Origin of the sequence: Conservatibacter flavescens (genome assembly GCF_002795425.1) — a bacterium.
GTDB classification, from domain to species: domain Bacteria; phylum Pseudomonadota; class Gammaproteobacteria; order Enterobacterales; family Pasteurellaceae; genus Conservatibacter; species Conservatibacter flavescens.
In genome coordinates, this window is sequence record NZ_PHHA01000003.1 from 141104 (window position 1) to 164557 (window position 23454).

The following is a 23454-nucleotide window of genomic DNA, read 5'->3' on the forward strand; positions in this document are numbered from 1 at the left end:
TATCAGTTATTCACCGTAATAAGCTTTAGTTAAAATGTCTTCCATATCACTCACGATTGGGAGGCGTGGATTTGCGGGTGAACATTGATCTTCAAAGGCGAGAAGAGCAATATCACGGCGTGCTGCCAACCATTCTTGTTCATTCAGGCCTTGTTCTTTAAAGGACATTTTGATCCCGACTTTTTGCGCTAACTCATAACAAGCCTTAGCATAACTTTCCACGCCCTCTGCCGGTGTTGAGCAAGGTAAGCCGAGCATGCGTGCAATGTCTTGATATTTTACATCAGCTTTGTAGTAATTATATTTTGGCCAAGTTGCGGTTTTAGTCGGACGAGTGCCGTTATAACGGATCACATATGGCATTAATATGGCATTTGTGCGCCCGTGTGGGGTATGGAAACGACCACCAATTTTATGGGCAAGAGAATGGTTCATGCCGAGAAAAGCATTCGCAAATGCCATACCTGCTATAGTTGATGCATTGTGCATTTTTTCTCGAGCTTCAGGATCTTTATCTTTTACAGAGCGTTCTAAATATTCAAAAACTAATTTAATCGCCTGTAGCGCAAGACCATCTGTAAAATCATTGGCTAATACTGAGACATAAGCTTCTGTTGCATGGGTTAATACATCTAATCCTGTATCCGCAGCAACATGGGCAGGCACGCTCATAACTAATGCCGGATCAACAATGGCAATGGTTGGAGTCAGTGAATAGTCTGCGATTGGGTATTTTTTGTCTCCTTCAGTAATCACAGCAAATGGCGTGACCTCTGAGCCAGTACCCGATGTTGTTGGAATGCCAATAAATTTTGCTTTACGTCCTAACTGTGGGAATTTAAACGCACGTTTGCGAATATCCATGAATTTTTGTACCAGATCGCGAAAATCGACTTCAGGTTGTTCATAGAATAGCCACATCACTTTGGCGGCATCCATTGGTGAACCGCCCCCTAAAGCGATAATGGTATCCGGTTGATAATTGCGTAATAATTCAACACCGCGACGGACGGTTTCGATAGACGGATCCGGTTCGACATCTGCAAATAATTGGTAAGTGACATGATTGCCTCGAGCCATAATTTGTTTAGCAATTTTTTCGACAAAACCTAAATCAACCATAGTGCGATCAGTTACGATAACAACGCGTTCTAAGTCTTTCATTGATTGCAGATATTGAATTGAGTCGCGTTCAAAGTAGATTTTTGAAGGCACTTTAAACCATTGCATATTATTTCTCCGTCTGCCTACTCGTTTGATATTTAATAAATTGATTGCACTCACATTATTGCCTACGGAATTTTTACCATATGAGCCACAGCCTAATGTTAATGAAGGTAAGAATGCATTATATACATCACCGATCCCACCGAATGTTGATGGTGAATTCCAAATAACGCGAATGGCTTTCACCCGTTCTCCATAAGCTTTAGCAAGTTCAGCATCTTTGGTATGAATGGCTGCGGAATGCCCTAGCCCATGAAAATTCACCATTGCTTCTGAAAGTTGGAAGCCGGCTTCCGTTGAATGAGATTTTAAAATGGCTAATACTGGTGAGAGTTTTTCACGGGTTAACGGTTCTTTTTCTCCGACCTCAGCACATTCTGCCGCGAGAATATTGGTTCTTTCCGGTACGCTAAACCCAGCTTGTTGTGCAATCCAGCTAGCAGGCTTGCCCACTACATTGGCATTTAATTTTGCACCAGAACAACTTTTACTATTGGCTTTAACGCCAAAAATAAATTCTTCTAATAATGCTTTTTCTTTCTTATTAACAAAATAAACACCATAAGATTTCATTTCTGCGACAAATTCATCATATATTTCCTGATCAACGATTGCCGCTTGTTCTGAGGCGCATATCATACCGTTATCAAAGGATTTAGACATGACAATATCGTGAACCGCTTGTTGTATATCTGCTGTTTTTTCTACATAAGCCGGAACGTTCCCTGCACCAACCCCTAAAGCGGGTTTCCCACAAGAATAGGCTGCTTCCACCATGGCATTTCCCCCAGTGGCTAAAATGGTGGCAATACCGGGATGTTTCATGAGCGCAGAAGTACTTTCCATCGATGGTTTTTCAATCCATTGAATACAATCTTTTGGCGCACCAGCTTCGACAGCTGCTTCATAAACAATACGAGCAGCATGTGCAGAGGATTGTTGGGCTGAGGGGTGGAAGGCAAAAATGATGGGATTGCGTGTTTTGAGAGAAATAAGGGCTTTAAAAATAGTGGTAGAAGTGGGGTTAGTGGTTGGCGTAATGCCGCAGACAACCCCCACAGGATCGGCTATTTCGGTGATACCGGTGACATCATCTTCGCTAATGACACCAACGGTTTTGAGATGTCGCATATTGTTAACCACATATTCACAAGCAAATAAATTTTTAGTTGCTTTATCTTCAAACACTCCGCGACCGGTTTCTTCATAAGCATGCATAGCTAAGACACCATGTTGATCAAGGGCGGCAACAGAAGCTTTGGCTACAATGTAATCAACTTGTTCTTGATTAAGTTGTTTAAATGCTTCTAAAGCGACAAGGCCTTTATCAACGAGGATATTGATGTCATCTTGTACCGTGTTGACAGGATTTTCTATCGTATTACGCATGGTAATTTCTCCTAAAGTTGTTTAAATTTTGAATTATTTTACTAATTAAAATTATATACAAATTAAGAGTTAACTCTAATGGGGTGTTTGGGAGGGTTTTGATCTATATCAAGTTTTAGATAAAAATTTTTGGTATAAAGTCTCGAAGGTTTTCGTTGGTTTATGAGTTTTTCTTGTATGATATGGTGGGAAAACACTACAATAGTGAGAATTTATTTGAATGAGGATGAGTGATGGAAAATATTCAAACACTACAAGCACAAACGCGTGAAATTATTACAGATTTGCTCAATGATGGCAGTGACCCAACGGCGCTTTATATTATTGAACACCATGTGGCACACCATGACTTTGATAAACTTGAAAAGATTGCGGTAGATGCCTTCAAAGCAGGCTATGAAGTTTCGGAGGCAGAAGAATTTGAAGATGATAATGGGAAAACCTTATATTGTTTTGATATTATTGCGGAAGTGGAGCTTAAACCTGAAATTATTGACGCACAGCAAAAAGAGTTATTACCGTTATTAGCTAAACATCATGGTATTTATGATGGTTGGGGGACTTATTTTGAGGATCCTAATGCCGAAGAAGATGAATATGGTCAGGACGGTGAATTTTTCGAAGATGATGTTATAGAAGAAGATGTAAGATAATTTTGTTATCATTTGGGGCAAAACCACTCAGTTTTTGGTTTGCCCCAATAGCTTATTTATTCGTCGCAAAATGTGTCTTGGCTAAATCCCATAACCAATCCATTTCAGAGAGTGTACTGTCTTCTAACGATTTTCCTTGTTTAGCCAATTCTTGTTCAATAAAACGAAAGCGCTGCTCAAATTTATGATTTGCTTTATGTAACGCTTCTTCGGGCTGGCATTTTACATGGCGGCTTAAATTGACGACTGCAAAAAGTAAATCACCGATCTCTTCTTCAATTTTGTCATGATTTTGTGGCATATGGTGAAGTTCTTGGCTCACTTCGTGGAGCTCTTCATGAACTTTTTCAATGACAGGGGGGATTGTTTGCCAGTCAAAACCCAGCTTAGAACAACGTTTTTGTAATTTTTCAGCACGTATTAGTGCAGGGAAAGCATGAGGAATGTTATCTAGAATGGATTGATGTCCTTTATTTTTGTTTTCTTCGGCCTTGATAGCATTCCAATTTTGTAATGCTTCTTCTTCATTATGTGCGGATTGATTGCCAAAAACATGAGGGTGGCGACGGATAATTTTCTCGCAGATAGTTTGGATAACATCATTAAAATCAAATTTTTGTTCCTCGCAGGCAAGTTGGCTGAGAAAGACAACTTGTAAGAGTAAATCACCTAATTCCTCTTTTAAATCCTGTGGATTTCCCTGGCGGATAGCTTCGACGACTTCATAACTTTCTTCAAGCAGGCAAGGTATCATAGTTTGGTAATTTTGTTTAAGATCCCAAGGACACCCTTCTTGGGGATCTCGTAATTTAGCGATAAGTTGGGTAAAGTCGTGAATAGTATAAGATTGCATAAGTACCTCATTTCGGTCATAAAAGATTTCAATAACGTGATCTGTGCCATGTTTTTTTAAGGTGATTAATGTTAATATTTAATCATAAAGTGAATTCTATGTTAATCATTTAGCGTTGATTGAGGAGGACATTATGTATAATCATGTGTTGGTTGCTGTTGATCTTTCCGAAGAAAGTGCTGTGTTATTAAATAAAGCAGCGGGCGTGGCAAAACGTAATGAGGCTAAGTTGTCTATTATTCATGTTGATGTCAATTTTTCTGATTTATATACTGGCTTAATTGATGTCAATATGTCTTCTATGCAAGATCGTATTTCCACCGAAAACCATCAAGCGCTGACTCAGTTAGCGGATCAAGCGGGTTATCCAGTAACAGAGAAATTGAGTGGCAGTGGGGATTTAGGACAAGTACTTGCTGATGCCATTGAGCAATATGATGTAGACTTGTTAGTGACAGGTCATCATAAGGACTTTTGGAGCAAACTCATGTCCTCCACACGCCAAGTAATGAATAATATCGATATTGATATGCTCGTAGTTCCATTACGTGACGAATAGTCTTAAAACATCAAGGGCCGTATTTCGCTTGCTTTTATCCTACATAACGCGAAGTGCGGTCTGATTTTAGCAATATTTTTGCGCTTATTTCATTTTAATTAAAAATTTCTGCAAAAATTTTTTGTTGATGATTTGATAAACCTTAAAAATATGCCACAATATAGATAACTATATGAGTACGCTATAGGCCTATAATAAAGGCGTAGCGTAATAATTCAAGGTTTATAAATGAAAACGACAGCACAAATTAGACAAGCATTTCTCGATTTTTTCCATAGTAAAGGCCATCAGGTTGTTGACAGTAGTTCTTTGGTTCCTGCAAATGACCCGACCTTGTTATTTACTAATGCAGGAATGAACCAATTTAAAGATGTCTTTCTTGGAATGGATAAACGTTCTTATTCCCGTGCTACAACGGCACAGCGTTGTGTACGTGCAGGAGGCAAGCACAATGATTTAGAAAACGTAGGGTACACTGCTCGACACCATACTTTTTTTGAGATGCTTGGGAATTTCAGCTTTGGCGATTATTTTAAGCAAGATGCGATTCATTTTGGTTGGGAGTTTTTAACATCAACACAGTGGTTAGGTTTGCCGAAAGAACGTCTTTGGGTGACTGTGTATGAAACTGATGATGAAGCTTATCGTATTTGGCACGATGAAATCGGTATTCCTGCAGAACGTATTATTCGTATTGGTGATAATAAAGGGCCGAAAGGGAGTTATGCGTCAGATAACTTTTGGCAGATGGGGGATACGGGACCTTGCGGACCTTGTACTGAAATTTTCTATGATCATGGTGATCACATTTGGGGAGGCCCACCAGGTTCGCCAGAAGAAGATGGTGATCGTTATATTGAAATCTGGAATATTGTGTTTATGCAGTTTAATCGTCAAGCTGATGGCACAATGGAAAAATTACCAAAGCCTTCCGTTGATACCGGTATGGGATTAGAGCGTATCAGTGCGGTAATGCAGCATGTGAATTCTAATTATGAAATTGATATTTTCCAACAACTGATTGCAAAAACAGCAGAAATTACGGGTGAAAAAGATTTAAATAATAAATCATTACGGGTGATTGCAGATCATATTCGTTCTTGTGCTTATTTAATTGCAGATGGTGTGATTCCATCGAATGAGGGACGAGGTTATGTATTGCGTCGTATTATTCGCCGCGCGGTGAGGCATGGTCATTTATTAGGTGCTAAAGAAGCGTTTTTCTATAAATTAGTACCGACTTTAATTGAGGTAATGGCAGAGGCGGGAAATGTAGTAAAAGAAAAACAAGGGAATATTGAAAAATTACTGCGTTTAGAAGAAGAACAATTTGCGCGCACACTTGAACGAGGTCTAGCCTTATTAGATGATGCCCTTGCTTCTGTTGAGAATAATACCTTATCAGGGGAAGTTGCATTTAAACTCTATGATACTTATGGCTTCCCGCTAGATTTAACCGCAGATGTGTGTCGTGAACGTAATATACAAATTGATGAAGATGGCTTTAATCGCGAAATGGAAGCACAGCGAGTGCGTGCCCAGTCTGCGAGCCAATTCGGAGTAGATTATAACAGTGTAATTCGTGTAGAGGGTTCAACAAAATTTGAGGGTTATACTGAATCTGAATCTTCAGCAAAAGTGACCGCACTTTTTTATGATGGCAAGTCAGTGGAACGTATTGAAGCGGGACAAAGTGCAGTGGTGATTTTAGAAAACACCCCGTTTTATGCAGAATCAGGCGGTCAAATTGGTGATTCGGGATGTCTTATCACGAATGATATGCGCTTTGAAGTGAAAGATACGCAGAAATATGGTCAGGTATTTGGGCATATTGGCGAATTAAAACAAGGCACTTTGAGTGTGGGACAGTTAGTGAATGCTGAGGTGGATAGCATACGTCGTCATCATACCTCTTTGAATCACTCTGCCACTCATTTATTACACGCAGCGTTACGTCAAGTATTAGGTGAGCATGTTGCGCAAAAAGGCTCGTTAGTGTCAGACAGCGCACTGCGTTTCGACTTTACCCAGCCGGAGGCAATCAGCCGTGAACAATTAGCTGAGGTGGAGCGTATCGTGAACCAAGCTGTTCGAGCGAATTATCCTGTAGTGACTGAAATCATGGATTTAGACACGGCCAAAAGTAAAGGTGCGATGGCATTATTTGGTGAAAAATATGGTGAACAAGTTCGAGTTGTCACCATGGATGCATTTTCTATAGAATTGTGTGGCGGTATTCATGTAAAACGCACTGGGGATATTGGTTTATTTAAGATTATCTCCGAAGGTGCCGTCGCGGCAGGGATTCGCCGTGTAGAAGCGGTAACGGGCGAACAAGCAATTGTATGGTTACAAAATCAACAAGCCTTGTTACACCAAAGTGCAGAGCTGTTAAAATCCGATGTGAATTCCTTAGCGGAAAAGATTTACCAATTACAAGACAAAGCGAAGAAGACTGAAAAAGAGTTACAGCAGCTTAAAGAAAAAGCAGCGATGCAAACAGGTGCTGACTTGGCAAAAAGTGCGGTACAAATTAACGGTATTTCTGTTGTTGTTCAACAACTTGAAGGAGTTGAGGCGAAGTCTCTGCGTTCAATCGTTGATGATTTGAAAAATCAGCTTGGTTCTGCAGTGATTGTGTTTGCTTCTCAAGTAGATGGAAAAGTGAACTTAATTGTCGGTGTGACTCATGATTTGACCAGTAAAGTGAAAGCCGGCGAATTAGTCAACCTGATGGCTCAAAAAGTAGGCGGTAAAGGTGGCGGTCGTCCTGATTTGGCGATGGCCGGTGGCTCTCAGCCTGAGCATATATCTGTAGCGTTATCTGATTGTTTAGATTGGTTACAGACACATTTATAATTGTTGTTCAGTCTAGAATTGAGGATTCTATATTCTAGTATGAATTATTTGTGTGGTAGGGTGCAGGGAATGTTTATATCATAATGTGATATGACATTAGTGTAAATTATCATTTTATTAACATAGAGGGATTTTGATTAAATAATAAGGATATTATCGGCATAAAACTAAAAAAATGGGGAGTTTATATGCTAATATTAACTCGTAAAGTTGGTGAAAGCTTGCTCATTGGCGACGATATCTCAATCACGATTTTAAATATGCGTGGCAATCAAGTTAAAGTTGGTGTGAATGCACCTAAAGATGTTTCAGTTCATCGCGAAGAGATTTATCAACGTATTAAAGATTCTTGTGATGGTGAACTTGAAGATCAGAAATAATTTGGATAAATAAATCAAAATGGAGAAGGGTTATGGAAAAGTTTACGTGCTTTAAGGCTTATGATATCCGTGGGCAATTAGGAACAGAACTAAATGCTGATATTGTTTATCGAATTGGTCGAGCATTTGGTCAATTTTTAAAGCCCAAAACAATCGTGGTAGGTGGTGATGTTCGTCTAACGAGCAAAGAACTGAAAAGCGCGGTAACTAATGGCCTGTTGGATTCTGGGGTTGATGTCATTGATCTTGGAGAAGTTGGTACAGAAGAAGTTTATTTTGCCACTTCATTTCTGAAAACCGATGGTGGTATTGAAGTCACCGCTAGCCATAACCCAATGGATTATAATGGATTGAAACTCGTGCGAGAAGGTTCTCGCCCAATTAGTGCAGATACAGGCTTAGCAGATATCCAGCGTTTAGCGGAAGAGAATAATTTTCCTCCGGTGACTCAGCGCGGTACGTATAAGCAATTATCTGTTGTTGGCGATTATGTCGAGCATTTATTGTCTTATGTTAGCTTTGAGCATTTGAAGCCATTAAAATTAGTGATTAATTCAGGTAATGGTGCGGCTGGTCATGTGATTGATGCCATTGAAGCACAATTTAAAGCCCATCGTGTACCAGTAGAAATCATTAAAGTACACAATAATCCAGATGGTACATTCCCACATGGAATTCCTAACCCAATTTTACATGAAAACCGTCAAGATACCATTGATGCTGTGTTAGCACATAAAGCAGATATGGGGATTGCGTTTGATGGTGATTTTGACCGTTGTTTCTTATTTGATGAAAACGGTAATTTTATCGAAGGTTATTATATCGTCGGATTATTAGCTCAAGCCTTTTTACAAAAAAATAAAGGTGCGAAAATTATCTACGATCCTCGCCTTATCTGGAACACTATTCAATTAGTGGAGGAAAATGGTGGAGAAGCGATCATGTCTAAATCAGGGCATTCTTTCATCAAAGAGAAAATGCGTGCGGTTGATGCTGTATATGGTGGCGAAATGAGTGCTCATCACTATTTCCGAGATTTCTTCTACTGTGATAGTGGAATGATTCCTTGGTTATTAGTGATGGAATTAGTATGTACGTCAGGTAAAACATTAGGACAACTGGTCGGGAATAGTGTTGATACTTATCCTTCACCAGGGGAGATCAACAGTAAACTTGCGGATGCCAAAGCGTCTATTGCTCGAGTGCGTGCAGCTTATGAAGCGGAAGCGGTTAGTGTTGATGAAACTGATGGCATCAGTATTGAATATCCGACATGGCGTTTTAATTTACGCAGTTCTAATACCGAACCGGTGGTTCGTTTGAATTTAGAAACGCGTGGAGATAAGCAATTAATGGCTGAAAAAACGGAAGAGATTTTAGCTTTATTGCGTCAATAATACTTAAGATCATAGGTAAAAATAGACCGCACTTTGGAAGAGCAATATTCTAAGTGCGGTTTATTTCTAGAAAATTTTTTAAACAAAAAGGATAAATGATGAAAGCGATTATTCCTGTAGCCGGTTTAGGCACCCGTATGTTACCAGCGACTAAAGCGATTCCAAAAGAAATGTTAACAATCGCGGACAAACCGTTAATTCAATATATTGTCAATGAATGTGTGGCAGCGGGGATTAAAGAAATTGTGCTTGTCACTCATTCTTCTAAAAATGCGATTGAAAACCATTTTGACACGTCTTTTGAGTTGGAAACGATGTTAGAAAAAAGGGTAAAACGCCAGCTTTTAGATGAAGTTCGTTCAATTTGTCCTCCTGATGTCACTATTATGCATGTACGACAAGGTAATGCAAAAGGATTAGGACATGCTGTGTTGTGTGGTCGTCCGCTCGTTGGAAATGAGCCTTTTGTTGTCGTATTGCCTGATGTGCTACTTGCGCATTTTACAGCAGATCAGAAACATGAAAACTTATCTGCTATGATCAAGCGTTTCCAAGAAACGCAAACAAGCCAAATTATGGTTGCTCCGGTAGCAAAAGAAGATGTGAGTAGCTATGGTATTGCAGATTGTGCGGATGTGGAATTATTAGGCGGACAAAGTGCTAAAATTCAATCTATCGTTGAAAAACCGAGCATTGAAAAAGCTCCGTCAAACTTGGCTGTTGTTGGACGTTATGTATTTTCTGCAACGATTTGGGAATTGCTTGCGAAAACCCCGGTTGGCGTTGGTGATGAAATTCAATTAACTGATGCTATTGACATGCTAATTGAAAAAGAAGCTGTTGAAGCCTTTCATATGACTGGTGAAAGCTTTGATTGTGGGGATAAGCTAGGCTATATGCAGGCGTTTGTGGAATATAGTTTGGAACATGAGAAATTAGGTGAAGAATTTAAAACTTATCTTAAACGTTTAGTAAAAACATTGTAGTATTCGATAAGGCTTGTCATATAAATTAAAAACCTAGCGTTCGGTGAATGCTAGGTTTTTTAGTGAGGTAAATGAGGCTTATTTTACTGCAATTGCTTCGATTTCAATGCCCACATCTTTTGGTAAACGAGCCACTTCTACGCAAGAGCGTGCCGGAAAATGTGGGTGATTATTTTCTTGAAAGAAACGCTCATATTCTGCATTGACGGTAGCAAAATCATTTAAATCTTTCACAAAAACGGTTGTTTTGACAATATTCGCAACACTTAAACCTGCTTGTTCGATAATCGCTTTGACGTTTTCTAGTGATTGACGAGCTTGAGCGGTAATATCCTGCGGTATTTCACCTGTCGCTGGATTGACTGGAATTTGACCGGAAGTCAGTACTAAATTGCCTAAATCCACTGCTTGCACATAAGGGCCGATTGCTGCGGGCGCTTTTTCTGTATTGATAATTTTTGTCATAGTTTTCTCCTTTATTTTAAAAGGTATATTTTATACTTGATTATAGCGTAAATCAAAATTGACAGCAGAATAGCTAAAAAATCAGTATACTGTATCAAAAGTAAATAGAAACAGAGGTAATATGATTTGGTATAAAGGGCTTTTTTCCTTTAAAGGTCGATTAAATCGACAAGGATTTTGGATTGGCATAGTTAGCGTATTGCTATGGCTATTTTTTTTCGCCAATGTGTTTCCTATACAACAGAATATTGAACAATCACAGATTATTTTGTTATTGTCGGTGTTGGGTTTGGCTGTGTGGGTCTGTTTAGCGGTAGTGATTAAGCGCTTACATGATAGAGGGCGTTCAGGCTGGGGAGCGTTCATGTTAATTTTACCTATTTTATGCTACATTAGTTCACCACAAGATGATAGCTTTTTGGCATGGGCATTGAGCCGCCTGTTACCTCTATTTATTATCACATTATTATTACTTGATTTAGGCATATTTAAAGGACAGACTCAGGCAAACGTATATGGTGAGAAAGGGGTGTCTATTTCATTCAATAACAAGGATTTAACGTGACAGAAATAAAACTTAATTATCATAAAACTCATTTTTTAATTAGTGCTCCGGATATTCGCCATCTACCTGAAGATACGGGCATTGAGATTGCGTTTGCGGGGCGTTCAAATGCAGGAAAATCAACGGCATTAAATGCTTTAACCAATCAAAAGAATTTAGCACGTACCTCAAAAACGCCAGGACGTACGCAATTAATTAACTTATTTGAAGTGGAACCCCAATGTAAACTAGTGGATTTACCAGGTTATGGTTATGCTGCAGTACCGGAACAAATGAAATTAAAGTGGCAACAATCTTTAGGGGAATATTTGCAAAAACGCGAATGTTTAGGAGGGGTAGTCATTTTAATGGATATCCGTCATCCACTAAAAGATTTAGATCAACAGATGATTGAATGGGCAGTGTCGGCGTCTTTGCCTGTGTTACTGTTACTGACAAAAGCCGATAAACTAAGCCAAAGTGAGCGTAATAAGCAATTGAAAATGGTGCGAGAGGCGATTTTACCTTTTCAAGGTGATGTACAAGTAGAAGCTTATTCTGCGTTAAAACGTATTGGACTTGATAAGTTGGCCAGTAAACTGGATGCGTGGTTTAGTCCTAATTTTACTTAGAAAAATATCATTTTTGCGATCTTTGTTCCAAAAAGTGCGGTTAAAATAAAAATAAAATTTATTTGACCGCACTTTGTTTTTATCTTTTCTTAAAATGTTATTTTTAGGAGAAGTTATGTTTAATATTTTAAGAAGACCGTTTGAAAAAAGCACATTTGAAGCATGGGCAAAAATATTTGATGATATAGCAAAAGTTGCGTTTCTAGGGATACCTGTTATTATTTATGGAGAATATCCCGTTGAATTTAAATTATTTAACATAGTTATACTAATAGTCGGTATTTATATTTTTATTCTTGGAGGGCGAGTTTGTCGCCGAACGCTTGAATTAAATGCCCATAAAAGGGAGGAATAATATGGAATTGACAATAGGACTTCTTATTGCTGTTGTATTGGGTGGTTTTTTTGTTTATAAGTTGAATCAGGTACTTAACGAAGCGAATAAAACGAAGTAATGTATTCTTAATGGGCTAAAGAAAAAGATACACTTTTGAAGTGTATTTTTTTTAAGTATTGAATAGAAAAAATATTATTTTTGCGATCTCTGTTCCAAAAAGTGCGGTTAAAATAAAAATAAAATTTATTTGACCGCACTTTGTTTTTATTCTGTTCTCTAAAAATATTTTTTGGAGAAACATATGTCTCTAGCGATTGTTTATAGTCGAGCATCTATGGGAGTACAGGCCCCTTTAGTTACCATTGAAGTCCATATGAGTAATGGAAACCCTGGTTTTACCTTAGTGGGGCTGCCAGAAACGACCGTCAAAGAAGCGCGTGATCGCGTACGCAGTGCATTGATCAATGCGCAATTTCGTTATCCTCCTAAGAAAATTACAGTGAACCTTGCTCCGGCAGATTTGCCTAAAGAGGGCGCGCGTTTTGATTTGCCTATTGCGATTGGAATTTTGGTTGCTTCGGGTCAAATAGATGGTGATAAATTACGGCAGTTTGAATTTTTAGGTGAGCTGGCACTAACAGGACAGTTGCGAGGGGTTCAAGGAGTGATTCCTGCGATTTTGGCTGCACAGAAATCGAAGCGGCAACTGATCATTGCCAAACAAAATGCTCGAGAAGCGGCCTTAGTGTCGGATAATGAAACCTATGTGGCACAATCTTTATTACAAGTGGTGCAATGTTTGAATAATCAAGAAAATTTACCGACAGCACAACAATTTAAGCAAAGTGCGGTAGATTTTAATCCGGAATTTTCACAAGATTTAACAGATATCATTGGGCAACAACATGCTAAGCGAGCCTTAACGATTGCCGCAGCTGGGCAGCACAATTTATTATTTCTTGGCCCACCTGGAACGGGGAAAACCATGCTCGCGAGCCGATTAACGACCTTATTGCCGGAAATGACCGATCAAGAAGCCATTGAGAGCGCAGCTGTAACCAGTTTAGTTCAAAATGAGCTGAACTTTTTCAATTGGAAACAGCGCCCTTTTCGTGCGCCACACCATAGTGCTTCCATGGCGGCATTAGTGGGTGGGGGATCGATTCCCCGTCCCGGTGAAATTAGCTTAGCTCATAATGGTGTGTTATTTTTGGACGAGTTGCCAGAGTTTGAGCGTAAGGTTTTAGATGCTCTCCGACAGCCATTAGAATCAGGCGAAATTATTATTTCTCGTGCAAATGCAAAGGTGCAATTTCCGGCGCGTTTCCAATTAGTTGCAGCCATGAACCCAAGCCCAACAGGGCATTATCAAGGCTCACATAACCGCACATCTCCTCAGCAAGTCATGCGTTATTTAAATCGTTTGTCTGGCCCATTTCTTGATCGTTTTGATTTATCTATTGAGGTTCCCTTGTTACCACAGGGCACACTACAAAATACCCATGATCGAGGCGAAACGAGTGAGCAGGTGCGCGCAAAGGTATTAAAAATTCGTGATATTCAGTTAGCGCGTAGAGGAAAAGTGAATGCTCACTTAAGTAGTAAAGAAATTGAGGTAGATTGTCGGTTAAATCAACAAGATGCGCTATTTTTGGAAAGTGCTTTAAATAAATTAGGGCTATCTGTGCGTGCATATCACCGTATTTTAAAGGTAGCACGCACCATAGCAGATCTGAGTGAAGAAAAAGATATTTCTCGACCGCACTTAGCGGAAGCGTTAGGTTATCGGGCTATGGATCGGTTATTACAAAAATTAAGCGGTGAATTAGGCTAGGATAATTTTAATCCCCTTATGTCGTAATTGCTCAATAATAACGGGATCGGCTTCTTTGCCAGTAATTAATATATCAATTTGTTGTAGTGCTTTAAATAGCATACCGACTTGCTTGCCTAATTTAGAGCTATCGAGTAAGACAACATATTTACCCGCATGGGAAGACATTTGTTGCTCTGAATGGGCAATAATCATATCGGTTTTATATAGTCCTTGCTCGGTAAACCCTTTGCCACTGGTAAACATAATGTTGGTGGCATAGCTTGGCTCATGTTGATGGTGCAAAGAAAGCGTGATTTGTTTATCTTTGTTATATTGCCCGCCAATAATCACCAAATCTTCATGATGGTGTTCGATAAGATAATTTGCCAACGGGAGATAATTGGTAATAATTTGTAATTTTCGACCGCACAATTTTGAGCCTAGCATTTGCATGGTTGAGCCACAGGTTAAAACGACACTGTCGCCTTCTTTACAAAGTTGGGTTGCGGCATTGGCGATTCGTTGTTTTTCATCACTATTATTAATTTTATGAGAAATACTCAGCTCAGGACTTGCATTGAGCTTTTCTGCTCCGTTGCGCACTTTTACCAATCGGCCTTGTTGGTGTAGTTTAGTAATATCACGGCGCGCAGTGGCAGGTGACACTCCTAATATTTGGATGATTTCTGAGGTGGAAAGGAGTTGTTTTTCATCTAATAAATTCAGTAATTGTCGATGACGATAATTTTCGTTCATGATACGTCTCAATAAATCTTTGATAATTATCTCTCATTAAAACAAATCATCATTAACAAGTAAAGCCACCAAGTTATTTAGGTGGCTTTCATTTGAAAAGTTATAGCATGGATTTAAATGGAATATTCGGTTCTTGTTCAAAGCAATCATCAAATCCTCTAGGGTGATGATATTCAATTAAGTCTTTATCCTGTGGATAAACATATTTACCACCGACTTCCCAAATAAATGGGTGGAACTTATATTGCAAGCGATCTTTACGCATGCGCCATAGTTGTAAAATTTCATCCGTGCTGGCCATGAAATTTGTCCAAATATCATGATGAACCGGAATAATGACTTTGGCACGCAAACATTCGGCCATACGAAGCAGATCGATTGATGTCATTTTATCTGCAATACCGATAGGATTTTCACCGTAGTTATTCAGTGCGACATCAATATCAAATTGTTTACCATGTTTGGCAAATTGAATGGAATAATGCGAGTCAGCGCCATGATAAATTGTGCCACCAGGGGTTTTAAATACATAGTTTACCGCTTTACGTCCCATTTCCTCGTCTGATGGACAAAGGCCGGCAAGTTCTCCTCCTTGTTCATCAGCGCCTTCTACAGGTAAGGTAACTAAACAAGTGCGATCAAAAGAATCTAATGCATGAATTTCGACATCTTTGAGTTTAACCACATCGCCCGGTTTAACTGTGATACAGCGCTCTTCTGGTACTCCCCATTTCTTCCAGAGTTCAACACAATGCCAAGGGCCGACAAATTTAACATGATTTAAGTTGGGGTTATTGACAATGGCGGCGGCAACGTTAATGTCAATATGATCGCTGTGGTAATGAGAAGCGAGGATAAAGTCTACTTCATTAATAGAAAATGGGTCTAATACCATAGGTTGTGCGCGTAAATTAGGTTGAAGTTTACGCACACCAGCCATATTTGCCATTTGATGACCACGCACCATATCTTTCACTTTTTTGGTGTGTTTACCGCGACCACACCATAAGTCCATACAAATGTTAGCGCCAGCCGGAGTTTTGATCCAAACTCCCACACAACCTAGCCACCACATTGCAAAATTACCTTCTGGTACAATTTCGCTTTCGATTTCCTCGTTTAGCCATGTTCCCCATTCTGGGAAAGTGGATAGAATCCAACTTTCTCTGGTGATTTCACTAATTTTGCTCATAGTTATTCACTCCTCTTTCATGATTAGCTAATAATTGAATCATTTATAATCATAAGTAATCATTTTGGATTGTAAAATATTTTTTCCTGTTTTTGTGATTTAGATCGCATTTTTTATTTTAAACCTCGATTTGTCCGTATTTTACTCTTATGTTAATGCTGTTTTTGGTAAAGATGGATAAATTTATTGTGTTATCAGTTTTGCTCTAATTGATTTGTTTTGAGTAAATAAAATGTGATTATTGTCACAAATAATCAAAAATAATCTTTTTTATGAAATTGAAAACTTTTATTATTAGGACGGTAAATTCACTCATGCAGCTTTAGAGTGAAATTATTTCCCCTAAATTTGATAAAAATGAGAGGTTTACAATGGAGACACTCTATAATTTATTTTTGGGCTTTAATGCTCAAGTGCTATCTAAAGCACCACTATTACTTGGTCTGGTCGCCTGTATTGGTTATATCTTATTAAGAAAAGATACGACCACCATTATTAAAGGGACAATCAAAACAATTGTAGGGTTTATGCTGGTTCAAGTCGGGGCAGGCACACTTGTGCAAGGGTTTAAACCGATTATTGATAATTTAGCAAAATTTCATGGATTAACTGGCGCAGTCATTGACCCTTATACCAGTATGCAAGCGACTATTCAGACAATGGGCGATAATTATGCTTGGGTAGGTTATGCGGTAATTTTAGCTTTAGCGCTTAATATTTTATTAGTGGTATTTCGCCGTTTTACCGGTATTCGTACAATCATGCTGACTGGCCATATTATGTTTCAGCAAGCAGGTCTCGTGGCGGTATTTTATATGATAATAGGTGCCTCCATGTGGGAAACCGTGATATATACAGCGGTTATCATGGCGTTATATTGGGGGATTTCCTCAAATATTATGTATAAACCGACACAATCTGTCACGGGTGGGGCAGGTTTTTCCATCGGACATCAACAACAATTTGCTTCTTGGATTGCAGTAAAACTTGCACCGAAACTGGGTGATAAAAAAGATAATGTGGATCATATGGATTTGCCAAAATGGTTACATATTTTCCATGATAGTATTTCTGCAACTGCCATCGTGATGACCTTATTTTTCGGCATTATTTTACTTTCCTTTGGCTTGGATAATTTGCAAGAAATGGCGGGAAAAACCCATTGGACAATTTATATTCTCGAAACTGGCTTGAAATTTGCGGTTGCTGTACAAGTGATAGTTATGGGCGTGCGGATGTTTGTTGCCGAATTATCTGAAGCATTTAAAGGGATTTCTGAACGGGTTATTCCAAATGCGGTATTGGCGATTGATTGTGCCGCCATTTATGCTTTTTCACCAAATGCCATGGTATTTGGTTTTATGTGGGGAGCAATAGGTCAGTTTGTTGCCGTCGGTATTTTATTAGCAATGGGCGCACCAATTTTAATTATTCCAGGCTTTATCCCAATGTTCTTTTCTAACGCCACAATTGGGGTTTTCGCAAACCATTTTGGTGGTTGGAAAGCGGTGATGAAAATTTGTTTTGTCATGGGGATTATAGAGGTTCTAGGATCGGCTTGGGTGATTCAATTACTTGCTTCACAAGGCACTATTTTCAATGGCTGGATGGGAATGGCAGACTGGGCATTATTTTTCCCACCATTGCTACAAGGCATCGTGAGTATTCCATTTTTCTTCTTTGTTATTTTAGCGTTGGCATTAGTGTATATGAACTTTGCCAGTAAAAAATTAAGAGCAGATGAGGCGGCTGCAGCGGCGGCGGGTAAAACATTGGAGCAAATGGATGGTTATGGCATTGAGGAAGAGCAAGATGTTTCGCCAGTGCAAACAGACACCGTCATACAAGAGAGTGAAAGCGGTATTCGTCCGATTCGTATTTTAGCTGTTTGTGGTTCTGGACAAGGTTCATCAATGATGATGAAAATGAAAATTAAAGGTTATCTTGATAAACGCGGTATTCCTAATATTATGGATTCTTGTGCGGTGACAGATTATAAAGGCAAGTTAAATGATGTGGATATTATCGTGTCTTCCCAACATTTAGCCAACGAGATCCAAGTAAGTGAAGGAAAATCTGTATTGGGTGTGAAAAATATGCTGAATCCAAACTCATTTGGAGATGAATTGGTGGAGTTGATCAACAAGCATCAGGCAGAAAAATCCCATTAAGGAGGAAGTTATGTTAAGAGAATCCCTTATTGAAAATGGTTCCATTAAGTTAAATCAAACGGCAGCCAATTGGGAAGATGCCATTAAAATTGGCACAGATTTATTGGTTGCCTCAGGTGCAATAGAGCCACGTTATTATGATAATATTGTGGGTAAAATTAAACAAATGGGGCCTTATATTATCTTGGCGCCAGGACTGGCAATGCCTCATGCTCGTCCTGAAGAAGGGGTAATTAAAACGGCTTTTGCGCTAGTGACTTTAAAAACCCCAGTCTTTTTTGAAGGCGAGGAGGAACCGGTATCTGTGTTATTAACCCTTGCTGGGAGTGATTCAGATACTCACATGGAAGGCATTATGGAAATCACCCAAGCCTTTGATGATCCTGAAAGTGATGATGGGGTGAATATCCAAAAATTCTTGGCTTGTCAAACGCAAGAGGAAGTGCTTGCGGTGCTTGAAAAAGCATTAAATGGCTGAACGGATTAAAAAAGTGCGGTAAAATTGACCGCACTTTTTAGCATAATTTAATTTAACAGAAGGAAAACAAACATGACTAAACCATTACTGCAAATTGCATTAGATGCTTTAAGCTTAGAAAAAGGTGCTGCAGACGCGAAACAAGCGGAATCTGTTGTGGATATTATTGAGGTTGGAACTATTTTGGCGTTCGCTGAAGGTATGAAAGCCATTTCAACGTTGCGTGCATTACACCCGAATCATATTATCGTATGTGATTTAAAAACCACCGATGGTGGGGCGATTCTCGCGAAGATGGCATTTGAAGCTGGCGCAGATTGGTTAACGGTGTCTGCTGCAGCGCATCCGGCAACAAAAGCCGCGTGTAAAAAAGTGGCAGATGAATTCAATGCCGCTCATCCTGAATTAAAGGTGAAAAAAGAAATTCAAATTGAAATTTACGGTAACTGGACCCTTGATGATGCGAAAGATTGGGTAGAGTTGGGTGTTACTCAGGCGATTTATCACCGTTCACGTGATGCCGAATTAGCGGGTAAGGGCTGGACTGCGGAAGATGTTGAACTTATGAAAAAACTGTCTGACTTGGGGATTGAATTGTCTATTACTGGTGGTATTGTGCCGGAAGATATTCATTTATTCAAAGAAATTAAAAATGCGAAAGCCTTTATTGCTGGGAGAGCATTGGTGGGTGAAAAAGGCCAGCAAACTGCAGAAGCAATTCGTGCAGAAATCAATAAATATTGGTAATTATTCAGTAACCCGATTCATGATTTTAGGGGCAAGGCATAGCCTTGTCCCTCATGTATATTGAAAATTGTTTAGAGAAGAATACTGCCGATTAAGGCAATTCCAAACCCAACAATACCGATTAACGTTTCTTGTACAGTCCAGGTTTTTAAAGTGGTTTTGGTATCCATCTCTAAAAAACGACTGACGAGCCAGAACCCAGAGTCATTGACGTGCGAGAAAGCGGTTGAGCCTGCTGCGATTGAGATGACAATAAAGCAAAGATCAAACTGGCTTAAATCTGTGGAGGCGGCAACCATTGGTGAAATGAGTGCAGCAGTAGTGGTTAATGCGACGGTGGCAGAACCTTGTGCAACACGTAGAGCAACGGAAATGATAAACGCTGCAACAATAACAGGCATCCCCGTATCAGATAACATACCCGCTAATACATCACCGATACCACTAGCTCTTAATACACCACCAAACATACCACCTGCACCTGTAACAAGCACAATAGCGCAAATTGGTCCTAAGGCATTATCACAAATTTTTTCGATTTGTTCATAACTGCGTTGTTCTTTCAATAATAAAATAGCAACAATTAAGGTGATAAGAAGCGCGATAGGTGTTTTACCCAGTAAACGTAATGCTTGCACCCACGTTTGTGAACCGTCAATCACGCCTGAAACACTGAGTGTGTTTAATCCGGTATCAAGTAAGATTAATACGAGTGGCAACATCAAGATCGTCATAACTTTGCCAAAACTCGGTGGATTTAATACCGCCGTTTGATTGATCGCGGTTGCATTTAAAAAGGCTTTTGGCAAATCAATATGAATCCGATTACCTAGCCAAGTACCGAATAAATAGGTAGCAATATACCAAGTTGGGATAGCACAAATAATACCCACAACGGTCAATAACCCAATATTTGCACCGAGTAAATCTCCCGCCGCAACCGGGCCAGGATGGGGAACTGCAAATGCATGCATAACCGCGAATGCACCGGCAGCCGGGAGGGCATATTTTAATACAGAGCCGCCAAATTGTTTTGCCACACTAAAAATAATTGGCAACATGACAACTAAACCGGCATCAAAGAAAATAGGAAAACCAAATAATAATGAGGCAATCCCTAGGGCAAAAGGTGCATTTTTTTCACCAAATTTATTAATCAGCGTATCTGCGAGAACTTTCGCCCCACCGGTAATTTCTAATAAACGGCCAATCATTGCGCCTAAACCCACTAATAAGGCAACGGCAGCTAAGGTATTACCAAACCCGCTTAACAAAGTGGGTAAAATTTTATCCACAGGAATACCTGCGGCAAGTGCGGTTAAAATACTGACAATAATTAATGCCACAAAAGCATGGACTTTAAACTTCATAATCAGCAAGAGTAAAAGTAAAATTGCTGCGATCATTATAAAAATTAACATAGTAGTACTCTCTTAATAGACGTTATACTGCGGCTAACATTCCGCCATCAACAAAAAGTAGATGGCCATTGACAAAATCAGATGCTTTGGAAGATAGAAATACCGCCGCACCAATTAATTCTTCAGGGTTCCCCCAGCGAGCAGCGGGAGTTCTTTTGCATAACCAATCACTGAATTCTTTATTTTCAACCAATGCTTGAGTTAATTCTGTTTTAAAATAGCCTGGCGCGATCCCATTGACCTGAATATTGTAACGGGCGAGCTCTACACACATTCCTCGAGTAAGCATCTTGACTGCGCCTTTCGAGGCCGCATAAGGCGTGATGGTATCGCGCCCTAACTCGCTTTGCATGGAGCCGATATTAATGATTTTCCCTTGTTGGCGTTTAACCATATAACGCGCCACAATTTGAGACACAATAAATACGGATTTTTGGTTCACGTTAATAATGTCATCATAATCTTTTTCAGGGAATTCACAGAAAGGGTGGCGACGTTGAATGCCCGCATTATTAATTAAGACATCAATCGGCCCAATATTTTGCTCAATAAAATCTATGGATTTTTGTACCGCACTTGAGTCAGTGACATCAAAGGCGACTGCATGAGCTTTAAACCCTTGAGCGTTGAGCTCATCTGCGACAGCTTGAGATTTATCTTGTTGAGTGCTATTGATAATAACTTCTGCGCCATGTTCAGCCAAACCTTGAGCAAGTAAACGGCCAATGCCACGTGCAGAGCCTGTAACTAAAATACGTTTGTGATTTAATGAAAAAAGTTCACTCATGATGGGTTTCCTTATTCGGTAAAAATCAATTGCACTTTGGCAATATCATTTTTATTCCCAGCCGTGATTAATGCCTGTTCTAATTCTTGGTATGGGAATGTGGCTGACAGTAATGGTAAGGGGTCAAGTTTGCCGGTGCCTAACCACTCAACGGCGGTATTAAATTCTTCGACAAAACGGAAAGAGCCAATCCATTGAATTTCTTTGGCAATTAAGCTCATGATTGGGAAATTAGGCACATTTGCTCCCATGCCGATTTGAATAATTTTACCTTTAGCTTTGGTGACGGTTAAGCAACGTTCAATTGATGAAGGGTGGCCGGAGGCTTCAAATGTAATATCAAATTCGCCTTTATGCTGAGCATACTCCGTAAAATCCTCATGGGCTAATAGGGTTTTGGTTGCGCCCATTTGATGAGCTATGTCTAAACAACGTTGGCTTAAATCGGTACAAATAATCTCTTTTGCGCCCAGCACTTTTGCCGCCGCAACCACTAAACAGCCAATGGGACCAACACCAGAAATAAAGACTTTTTTACCTGAAATATCACCGGCCTGTTTGACAGCATGAATACAAACAGCAAGCGGTTCGGCAAATACCATAACCTCATCAGGTGCATCTTGGGGATAGTCAATACACTGTGCAGTATCCACGACTTTAAATTGGGTAAAACCGCCGTCAACATGGGGGTCATACATGGCACTACCAAAGAAACGCATATTTTCACATTGATTGCTTTCGCCATTCAGACAATATTTACACTGTAAACAAGGTTTGCTTGGATTAATCGCAACTTTTTGTCCAATTTTAAGGCGAGATGAGTGAGTTTTGACAACTCGGCCAATGACTTCATGGCCTAAAACCATGGGATGTTTGATTTCATAATTACCAATTTTGCCATGTTGATAATAGTGTAAATCTGAACCGCAGATACCGCCGCGGATAATTTGGATTAACGTTTGCTCAGGATTATCATCATATTGAATGTCTTGGGTCATTATATCAACATTTTTAGCCCCTTTTACGACACAAGATTGTGTTTTCATGCATGAACCCTCTTTTAAAGTGATACTTTGTGAATATCTGATACTCACCATTTAGTTACGGGTAACATATTTTTTCTTAATGAATTTGTAAAGGATATTTTGAATTTTAAGTGTAAAAACGTGATCTGCTTCACGTTATTGAAATGATTTTTAAAAGATTGGTAGTGGTTTTATGTGTTTTTTGCGAATATACTTTCAAATAATTGTTACTGGTAACTTAGTTGGAGAAATAGAATGAGTGCCACAAAAACAGGAAAAAGTTTTATTCTAATGGGAGTATCTAGCACGGGGAAAACGTCTGTCGGGACAGAAGTGGCTTATCGTCTAGGAATAAAGTTAATTGATGGAGATGATTTACACCCAAGAGCGAACATTCTCAAAATGGGCTCGGGGCAACCTTTAAATGATGATGATCGCGCGCCTTGGCTTGAACGTATTCGCGATGCGGCTTTTAGCTTAGAACAAAAAAGCGAAGTAGGGATTATTGTTTGTTCTGCGCTCAAGAAAAAATATCGCGATCTGATACGTGAAGGGAATGACCATGTAAAATTTATTTTTTTGCATGGTGACTTTGAACTGGTACTAGAACGTATGAAGCAGCGTAAGGGGCATTATATGAAAACAGATATGCTGAAAAGTCAGTTTGAGACCCTTGAATATCCACAAGCGGATGAACCGGATGTGATTCCTGTTGATATTGATGGTTCATTTGATGATGTTGTTGAACGCTGTATACAGGGGATTAAGCCTTTTTTATAG

The 23454-nt window shown here is 39.4% G+C and carries 22 protein-coding genes; 14 read left to right on the plus strand and 8 right to left on the minus strand.

Features of this window, described 5'->3' with window-relative positions; all coding sequences use genetic code 11:
* Window positions 1-6: 6 nt before the first annotated feature.
* Entirely contained in the window at window positions 7-2616 is a 2610-nt protein-coding gene (adhE, locus tag CVP05_RS02625; RefSeq protein ID WP_100288015.1) for a bifunctional acetaldehyde-CoA/alcohol dehydrogenase, read from the minus strand.
* A gap of 233 nt (window positions 2617-2849) precedes the next feature.
* Here adhE and rraB point away from each other — a divergent pair, with 233 nt between their 5' ends.
* Window positions 2850-3269 carry a ribonuclease E inhibitor RraB gene (rraB, locus tag CVP05_RS02630; protein ID WP_100288016.1) on the plus strand — a complete coding sequence of 140 codons (420 nt, stop codon included), beginning with the start codon at window positions 2850-2852 and terminating at the stop codon, window positions 3267-3269.
* Between the two features lie 52 nt (window positions 3270-3321).
* Here rraB and mazG read toward each other — a convergent pair whose 3' ends face one another.
* A complete protein-coding gene (gene mazG / locus CVP05_RS02635; RefSeq protein WP_100288017.1) occupies window positions 3322-4122 on the minus strand; it encodes a nucleoside triphosphate pyrophosphohydrolase in 801 nt (266 codons plus the stop codon).
* A gap of 133 nt (window positions 4123-4255) precedes the next feature.
* Between mazG and uspA the strand changes: the two genes are divergently transcribed.
* The 5 genes from uspA to galU all read left to right on the plus strand — a co-directional run bounded on the left by uspA (window position 4256) and on the right by galU (window position 10303).
* Window positions 4256-4681 (plus strand): universal stress protein UspA, encoded by a 426-nt coding sequence (gene uspA / locus CVP05_RS02640; protein ID WP_100288018.1) that lies wholly within the window; start codon window positions 4256-4258, stop codon window positions 4679-4681.
* A gap of 228 nt (window positions 4682-4909) precedes the next feature.
* Window positions 4910-7540 (plus strand): alanine--tRNA ligase, encoded by a 2631-nt coding sequence (gene alaS, locus CVP05_RS02645; RefSeq protein ID WP_100288019.1) that lies wholly within the window; start codon window positions 4910-4912, stop codon window positions 7538-7540.
* 188 nt (window positions 7541-7728) lie between these two features.
* Window positions 7729-7920, plus strand: a complete 192-nt coding sequence (csrA, locus tag CVP05_RS02650) for a carbon storage regulator CsrA (protein ID WP_100288020.1) — start codon at window positions 7729-7731, stop codon at window positions 7918-7920.
* Window positions 7921-7952: 32 nt separating this feature from the next.
* Window positions 7953-9317, plus strand: a complete 1365-nt coding sequence (locus tag CVP05_RS02655; protein WP_100288021.1) for a phosphohexomutase domain-containing protein — start codon at window positions 7953-7955, stop codon at window positions 9315-9317.
* Window positions 9318-9415: 98 nt separating this feature from the next.
* Window positions 9416-10303 carry a UTP--glucose-1-phosphate uridylyltransferase GalU gene (galU, locus tag CVP05_RS02660; RefSeq protein ID WP_100288022.1) on the plus strand — a complete coding sequence of 296 codons (888 nt, stop codon included), beginning with the start codon at window positions 9416-9418 and terminating at the stop codon, window positions 10301-10303.
* A 78-nt stretch (window positions 10304-10381) separates the two neighbouring features.
* Here galU and CVP05_RS02665 read toward each other — a convergent pair whose 3' ends face one another.
* Window positions 10382-10768 carry a RidA family protein gene (locus tag CVP05_RS02665; RefSeq protein ID WP_100288023.1) on the minus strand — a complete coding sequence of 129 codons (387 nt, stop codon included), beginning with the start codon at window positions 10766-10768 and terminating at the stop codon, window positions 10382-10384.
* A gap of 121 nt (window positions 10769-10889) precedes the next feature.
* Between CVP05_RS02665 and CVP05_RS02670 the strand changes: the two genes are divergently transcribed.
* From CVP05_RS02670 to CVP05_RS02685, 4 genes are all read left to right on the plus strand, one after another.
* On the plus strand, window positions 10890-11333 hold the full coding sequence (locus tag CVP05_RS02670) for a DUF805 domain-containing protein (protein WP_100288024.1): 444 nt from the start codon (window positions 10890-10892) through the stop codon (window positions 11331-11333).
* Window positions 11330-11944, plus strand: a complete 615-nt coding sequence (gene yihA, locus CVP05_RS02675; RefSeq protein WP_100288025.1) for a ribosome biogenesis GTP-binding protein YihA/YsxC — start codon at window positions 11330-11332, stop codon at window positions 11942-11944. Before CVP05_RS02670 ends, yihA begins: the two co-directional genes overlap by 4 nt.
* A 115-nt stretch (window positions 11945-12059) precedes the next feature.
* Complete coding sequence (locus tag CVP05_RS02680; RefSeq protein WP_100288026.1) at window positions 12060-12299, plus strand: hypothetical protein; 240 nt, start codon at window positions 12060-12062, stop codon at window positions 12297-12299.
* Between the two features lie 283 nt (window positions 12300-12582).
* Window positions 12583-14115 (plus strand): YifB family Mg chelatase-like AAA ATPase, encoded by a 1533-nt coding sequence (locus CVP05_RS02685; RefSeq protein ID WP_100288027.1) that lies wholly within the window; start codon window positions 12583-12585, stop codon window positions 14113-14115.
* Here the strand turns inward: CVP05_RS02685 and ulaR are convergent.
* Both ulaR and ulaG read right to left on the minus strand, forming a co-directional pair.
* On the minus strand, window positions 14107-14853 hold the full coding sequence (gene ulaR / locus CVP05_RS02690; RefSeq protein ID WP_100288028.1) for an HTH-type transcriptional regulator UlaR: 747 nt from the start codon (window positions 14851-14853) through the stop codon (window positions 14107-14109). The genes CVP05_RS02685 and ulaR overlap by 9 nt on opposite strands.
* Window positions 14854-14953: 100 nt before the next feature.
* Window positions 14954-16045: an L-ascorbate 6-phosphate lactonase gene (gene ulaG / locus CVP05_RS02695; protein ID WP_100288029.1), complete on the minus strand. Its 1092-nt coding sequence runs from the start codon at window positions 16043-16045 to the stop codon at window positions 14954-14956.
* Window positions 16046-16416: 371 nt separating this feature from the next.
* Here ulaG and CVP05_RS02700 point away from each other — a divergent pair, with 371 nt between their 5' ends.
* The 3 genes from CVP05_RS02700 (at window position 16417) to CVP05_RS02710 (ending at window position 19441) form a co-directional block, all read left to right on the plus strand.
* Complete coding sequence (locus tag CVP05_RS02700) at window positions 16417-18216, plus strand: PTS ascorbate-specific subunit IIBC (RefSeq protein ID WP_100288030.1); 1800 nt, start codon at window positions 16417-16419, stop codon at window positions 18214-18216.
* A gap of 10 nt (window positions 18217-18226) precedes the next feature.
* Window positions 18227-18694, plus strand: a complete 468-nt coding sequence (locus CVP05_RS02705) for a PTS sugar transporter subunit IIA (RefSeq protein WP_100288031.1) — start codon at window positions 18227-18229, stop codon at window positions 18692-18694.
* A 72-nt stretch (window positions 18695-18766) separates the two neighbouring features.
* Window positions 18767-19441 carry a 3-keto-L-gulonate-6-phosphate decarboxylase UlaD gene (locus CVP05_RS02710; RefSeq protein WP_100288032.1) on the plus strand — a complete coding sequence of 225 codons (675 nt, stop codon included), beginning with the start codon at window positions 18767-18769 and terminating at the stop codon, window positions 19439-19441.
* Between the two features lie 71 nt (window positions 19442-19512).
* On the opposite strand, the gene CVP05_RS02715 is transcribed toward CVP05_RS02710, so the two are convergent.
* The 3 genes from CVP05_RS02715 to idnD are packed head-to-tail and all read right to left on the minus strand — an operon-like array spanning window position 19513 to window position 22695.
* On the minus strand, window positions 19513-20862 hold the full coding sequence (locus CVP05_RS02715; RefSeq protein ID WP_100288033.1) for a GntP family permease: 1350 nt from the start codon (window positions 20860-20862) through the stop codon (window positions 19513-19515).
* 22 nt (window positions 20863-20884) lie between these two features.
* Complete coding sequence (gene idnO / locus CVP05_RS02720) at window positions 20885-21649, minus strand: gluconate 5-dehydrogenase (RefSeq protein WP_100288034.1); 765 nt, start codon at window positions 21647-21649, stop codon at window positions 20885-20887.
* 11 nt (window positions 21650-21660) lie between these two features.
* A complete protein-coding gene (gene idnD / locus CVP05_RS02725; protein WP_100288035.1) occupies window positions 21661-22695 on the minus strand; it encodes an L-idonate 5-dehydrogenase in 1035 nt (344 codons plus the stop codon).
* A gap of 234 nt (window positions 22696-22929) precedes the next feature.
* Between idnD and CVP05_RS02730 the strand changes: the two genes are divergently transcribed.
* On the plus strand, window positions 22930-23454 hold the full coding sequence (locus CVP05_RS02730) for a gluconokinase (RefSeq protein WP_100288036.1): 525 nt from the start codon (window positions 22930-22932) through the stop codon (window positions 23452-23454).

Excerpts from the sequence above, each read along its gene's own strand:
- adhE (WP_100288015.1), bottom strand. The coding sequence starts at position 2,616 with ATGCGTAATACGATAGAAAATCCTGTCAACACGGTACAAGATGACATC.
- rraB (WP_100288016.1), top strand. The coding sequence starts at position 2,850 with ATGGAAAATATTCAAACACTACAAGCACAAACGCGTGAAATTATTACA.
- mazG (WP_100288017.1), bottom strand. The coding sequence starts at position 4,122 with ATGCAATCTTATACTATTCACGACTTTACCCAACTTATCGCTAAATTA.
- uspA (WP_100288018.1), top strand. The coding sequence starts at position 4,256 with ATGTATAATCATGTGTTGGTTGCTGTTGATCTTTCCGAAGAAAGTGCT.
- alaS (WP_100288019.1), top strand. The coding sequence starts at position 4,910 with ATGAAAACGACAGCACAAATTAGACAAGCATTTCTCGATTTTTTCCAT.
- csrA (WP_100288020.1), top strand. The coding sequence starts at position 7,729 with ATGCTAATATTAACTCGTAAAGTTGGTGAAAGCTTGCTCATTGGCGAC.
- CVP05_RS02655 (WP_100288021.1), top strand. The coding sequence starts at position 7,953 with ATGGAAAAGTTTACGTGCTTTAAGGCTTATGATATCCGTGGGCAATTA.
- galU (WP_100288022.1), top strand. The coding sequence starts at position 9,416 with ATGAAAGCGATTATTCCTGTAGCCGGTTTAGGCACCCGTATGTTACCA.
- CVP05_RS02665 (WP_100288023.1), bottom strand. The coding sequence starts at position 10,768 with ATGACAAAAATTATCAATACAGAAAAAGCGCCCGCAGCAATCGGCCCT.
- CVP05_RS02670 (WP_100288024.1), top strand. The coding sequence starts at position 10,890 with ATGATTTGGTATAAAGGGCTTTTTTCCTTTAAAGGTCGATTAAATCGA.
- CVP05_RS02680 (WP_100288026.1), top strand. The coding sequence starts at position 12,060 with ATGTTTAATATTTTAAGAAGACCGTTTGAAAAAAGCACATTTGAAGCA.
- CVP05_RS02685 (WP_100288027.1), top strand. The coding sequence starts at position 12,583 with ATGTCTCTAGCGATTGTTTATAGTCGAGCATCTATGGGAGTACAGGCC.
- ulaR (WP_100288028.1), bottom strand. The coding sequence starts at position 14,853 with ATGAACGAAAATTATCGTCATCGACAATTACTGAATTTATTAGATGAA.
- ulaG (WP_100288029.1), bottom strand. The coding sequence starts at position 16,045 with ATGAGCAAAATTAGTGAAATCACCAGAGAAAGTTGGATTCTATCCACT.
- CVP05_RS02700 (WP_100288030.1), top strand. The coding sequence starts at position 16,417 with ATGGAGACACTCTATAATTTATTTTTGGGCTTTAATGCTCAAGTGCTA.
- CVP05_RS02705 (WP_100288031.1), top strand. The coding sequence starts at position 18,227 with ATGTTAAGAGAATCCCTTATTGAAAATGGTTCCATTAAGTTAAATCAA.
- CVP05_RS02710 (WP_100288032.1), top strand. The coding sequence starts at position 18,767 with ATGACTAAACCATTACTGCAAATTGCATTAGATGCTTTAAGCTTAGAA.
- CVP05_RS02715 (WP_100288033.1), bottom strand. The coding sequence starts at position 20,862 with ATGTTAATTTTTATAATGATCGCAGCAATTTTACTTTTACTCTTGCTG.
- idnO (WP_100288034.1), bottom strand. The coding sequence starts at position 21,649 with ATGAGTGAACTTTTTTCATTAAATCACAAACGTATTTTAGTTACAGGC.
- idnD (WP_100288035.1), bottom strand. The coding sequence starts at position 22,695 with ATGAAAACACAATCTTGTGTCGTAAAAGGGGCTAAAAATGTTGATATA.
- CVP05_RS02730 (WP_100288036.1), top strand. The coding sequence starts at position 22,930 with ATGAGTGCCACAAAAACAGGAAAAAGTTTTATTCTAATGGGAGTATCT.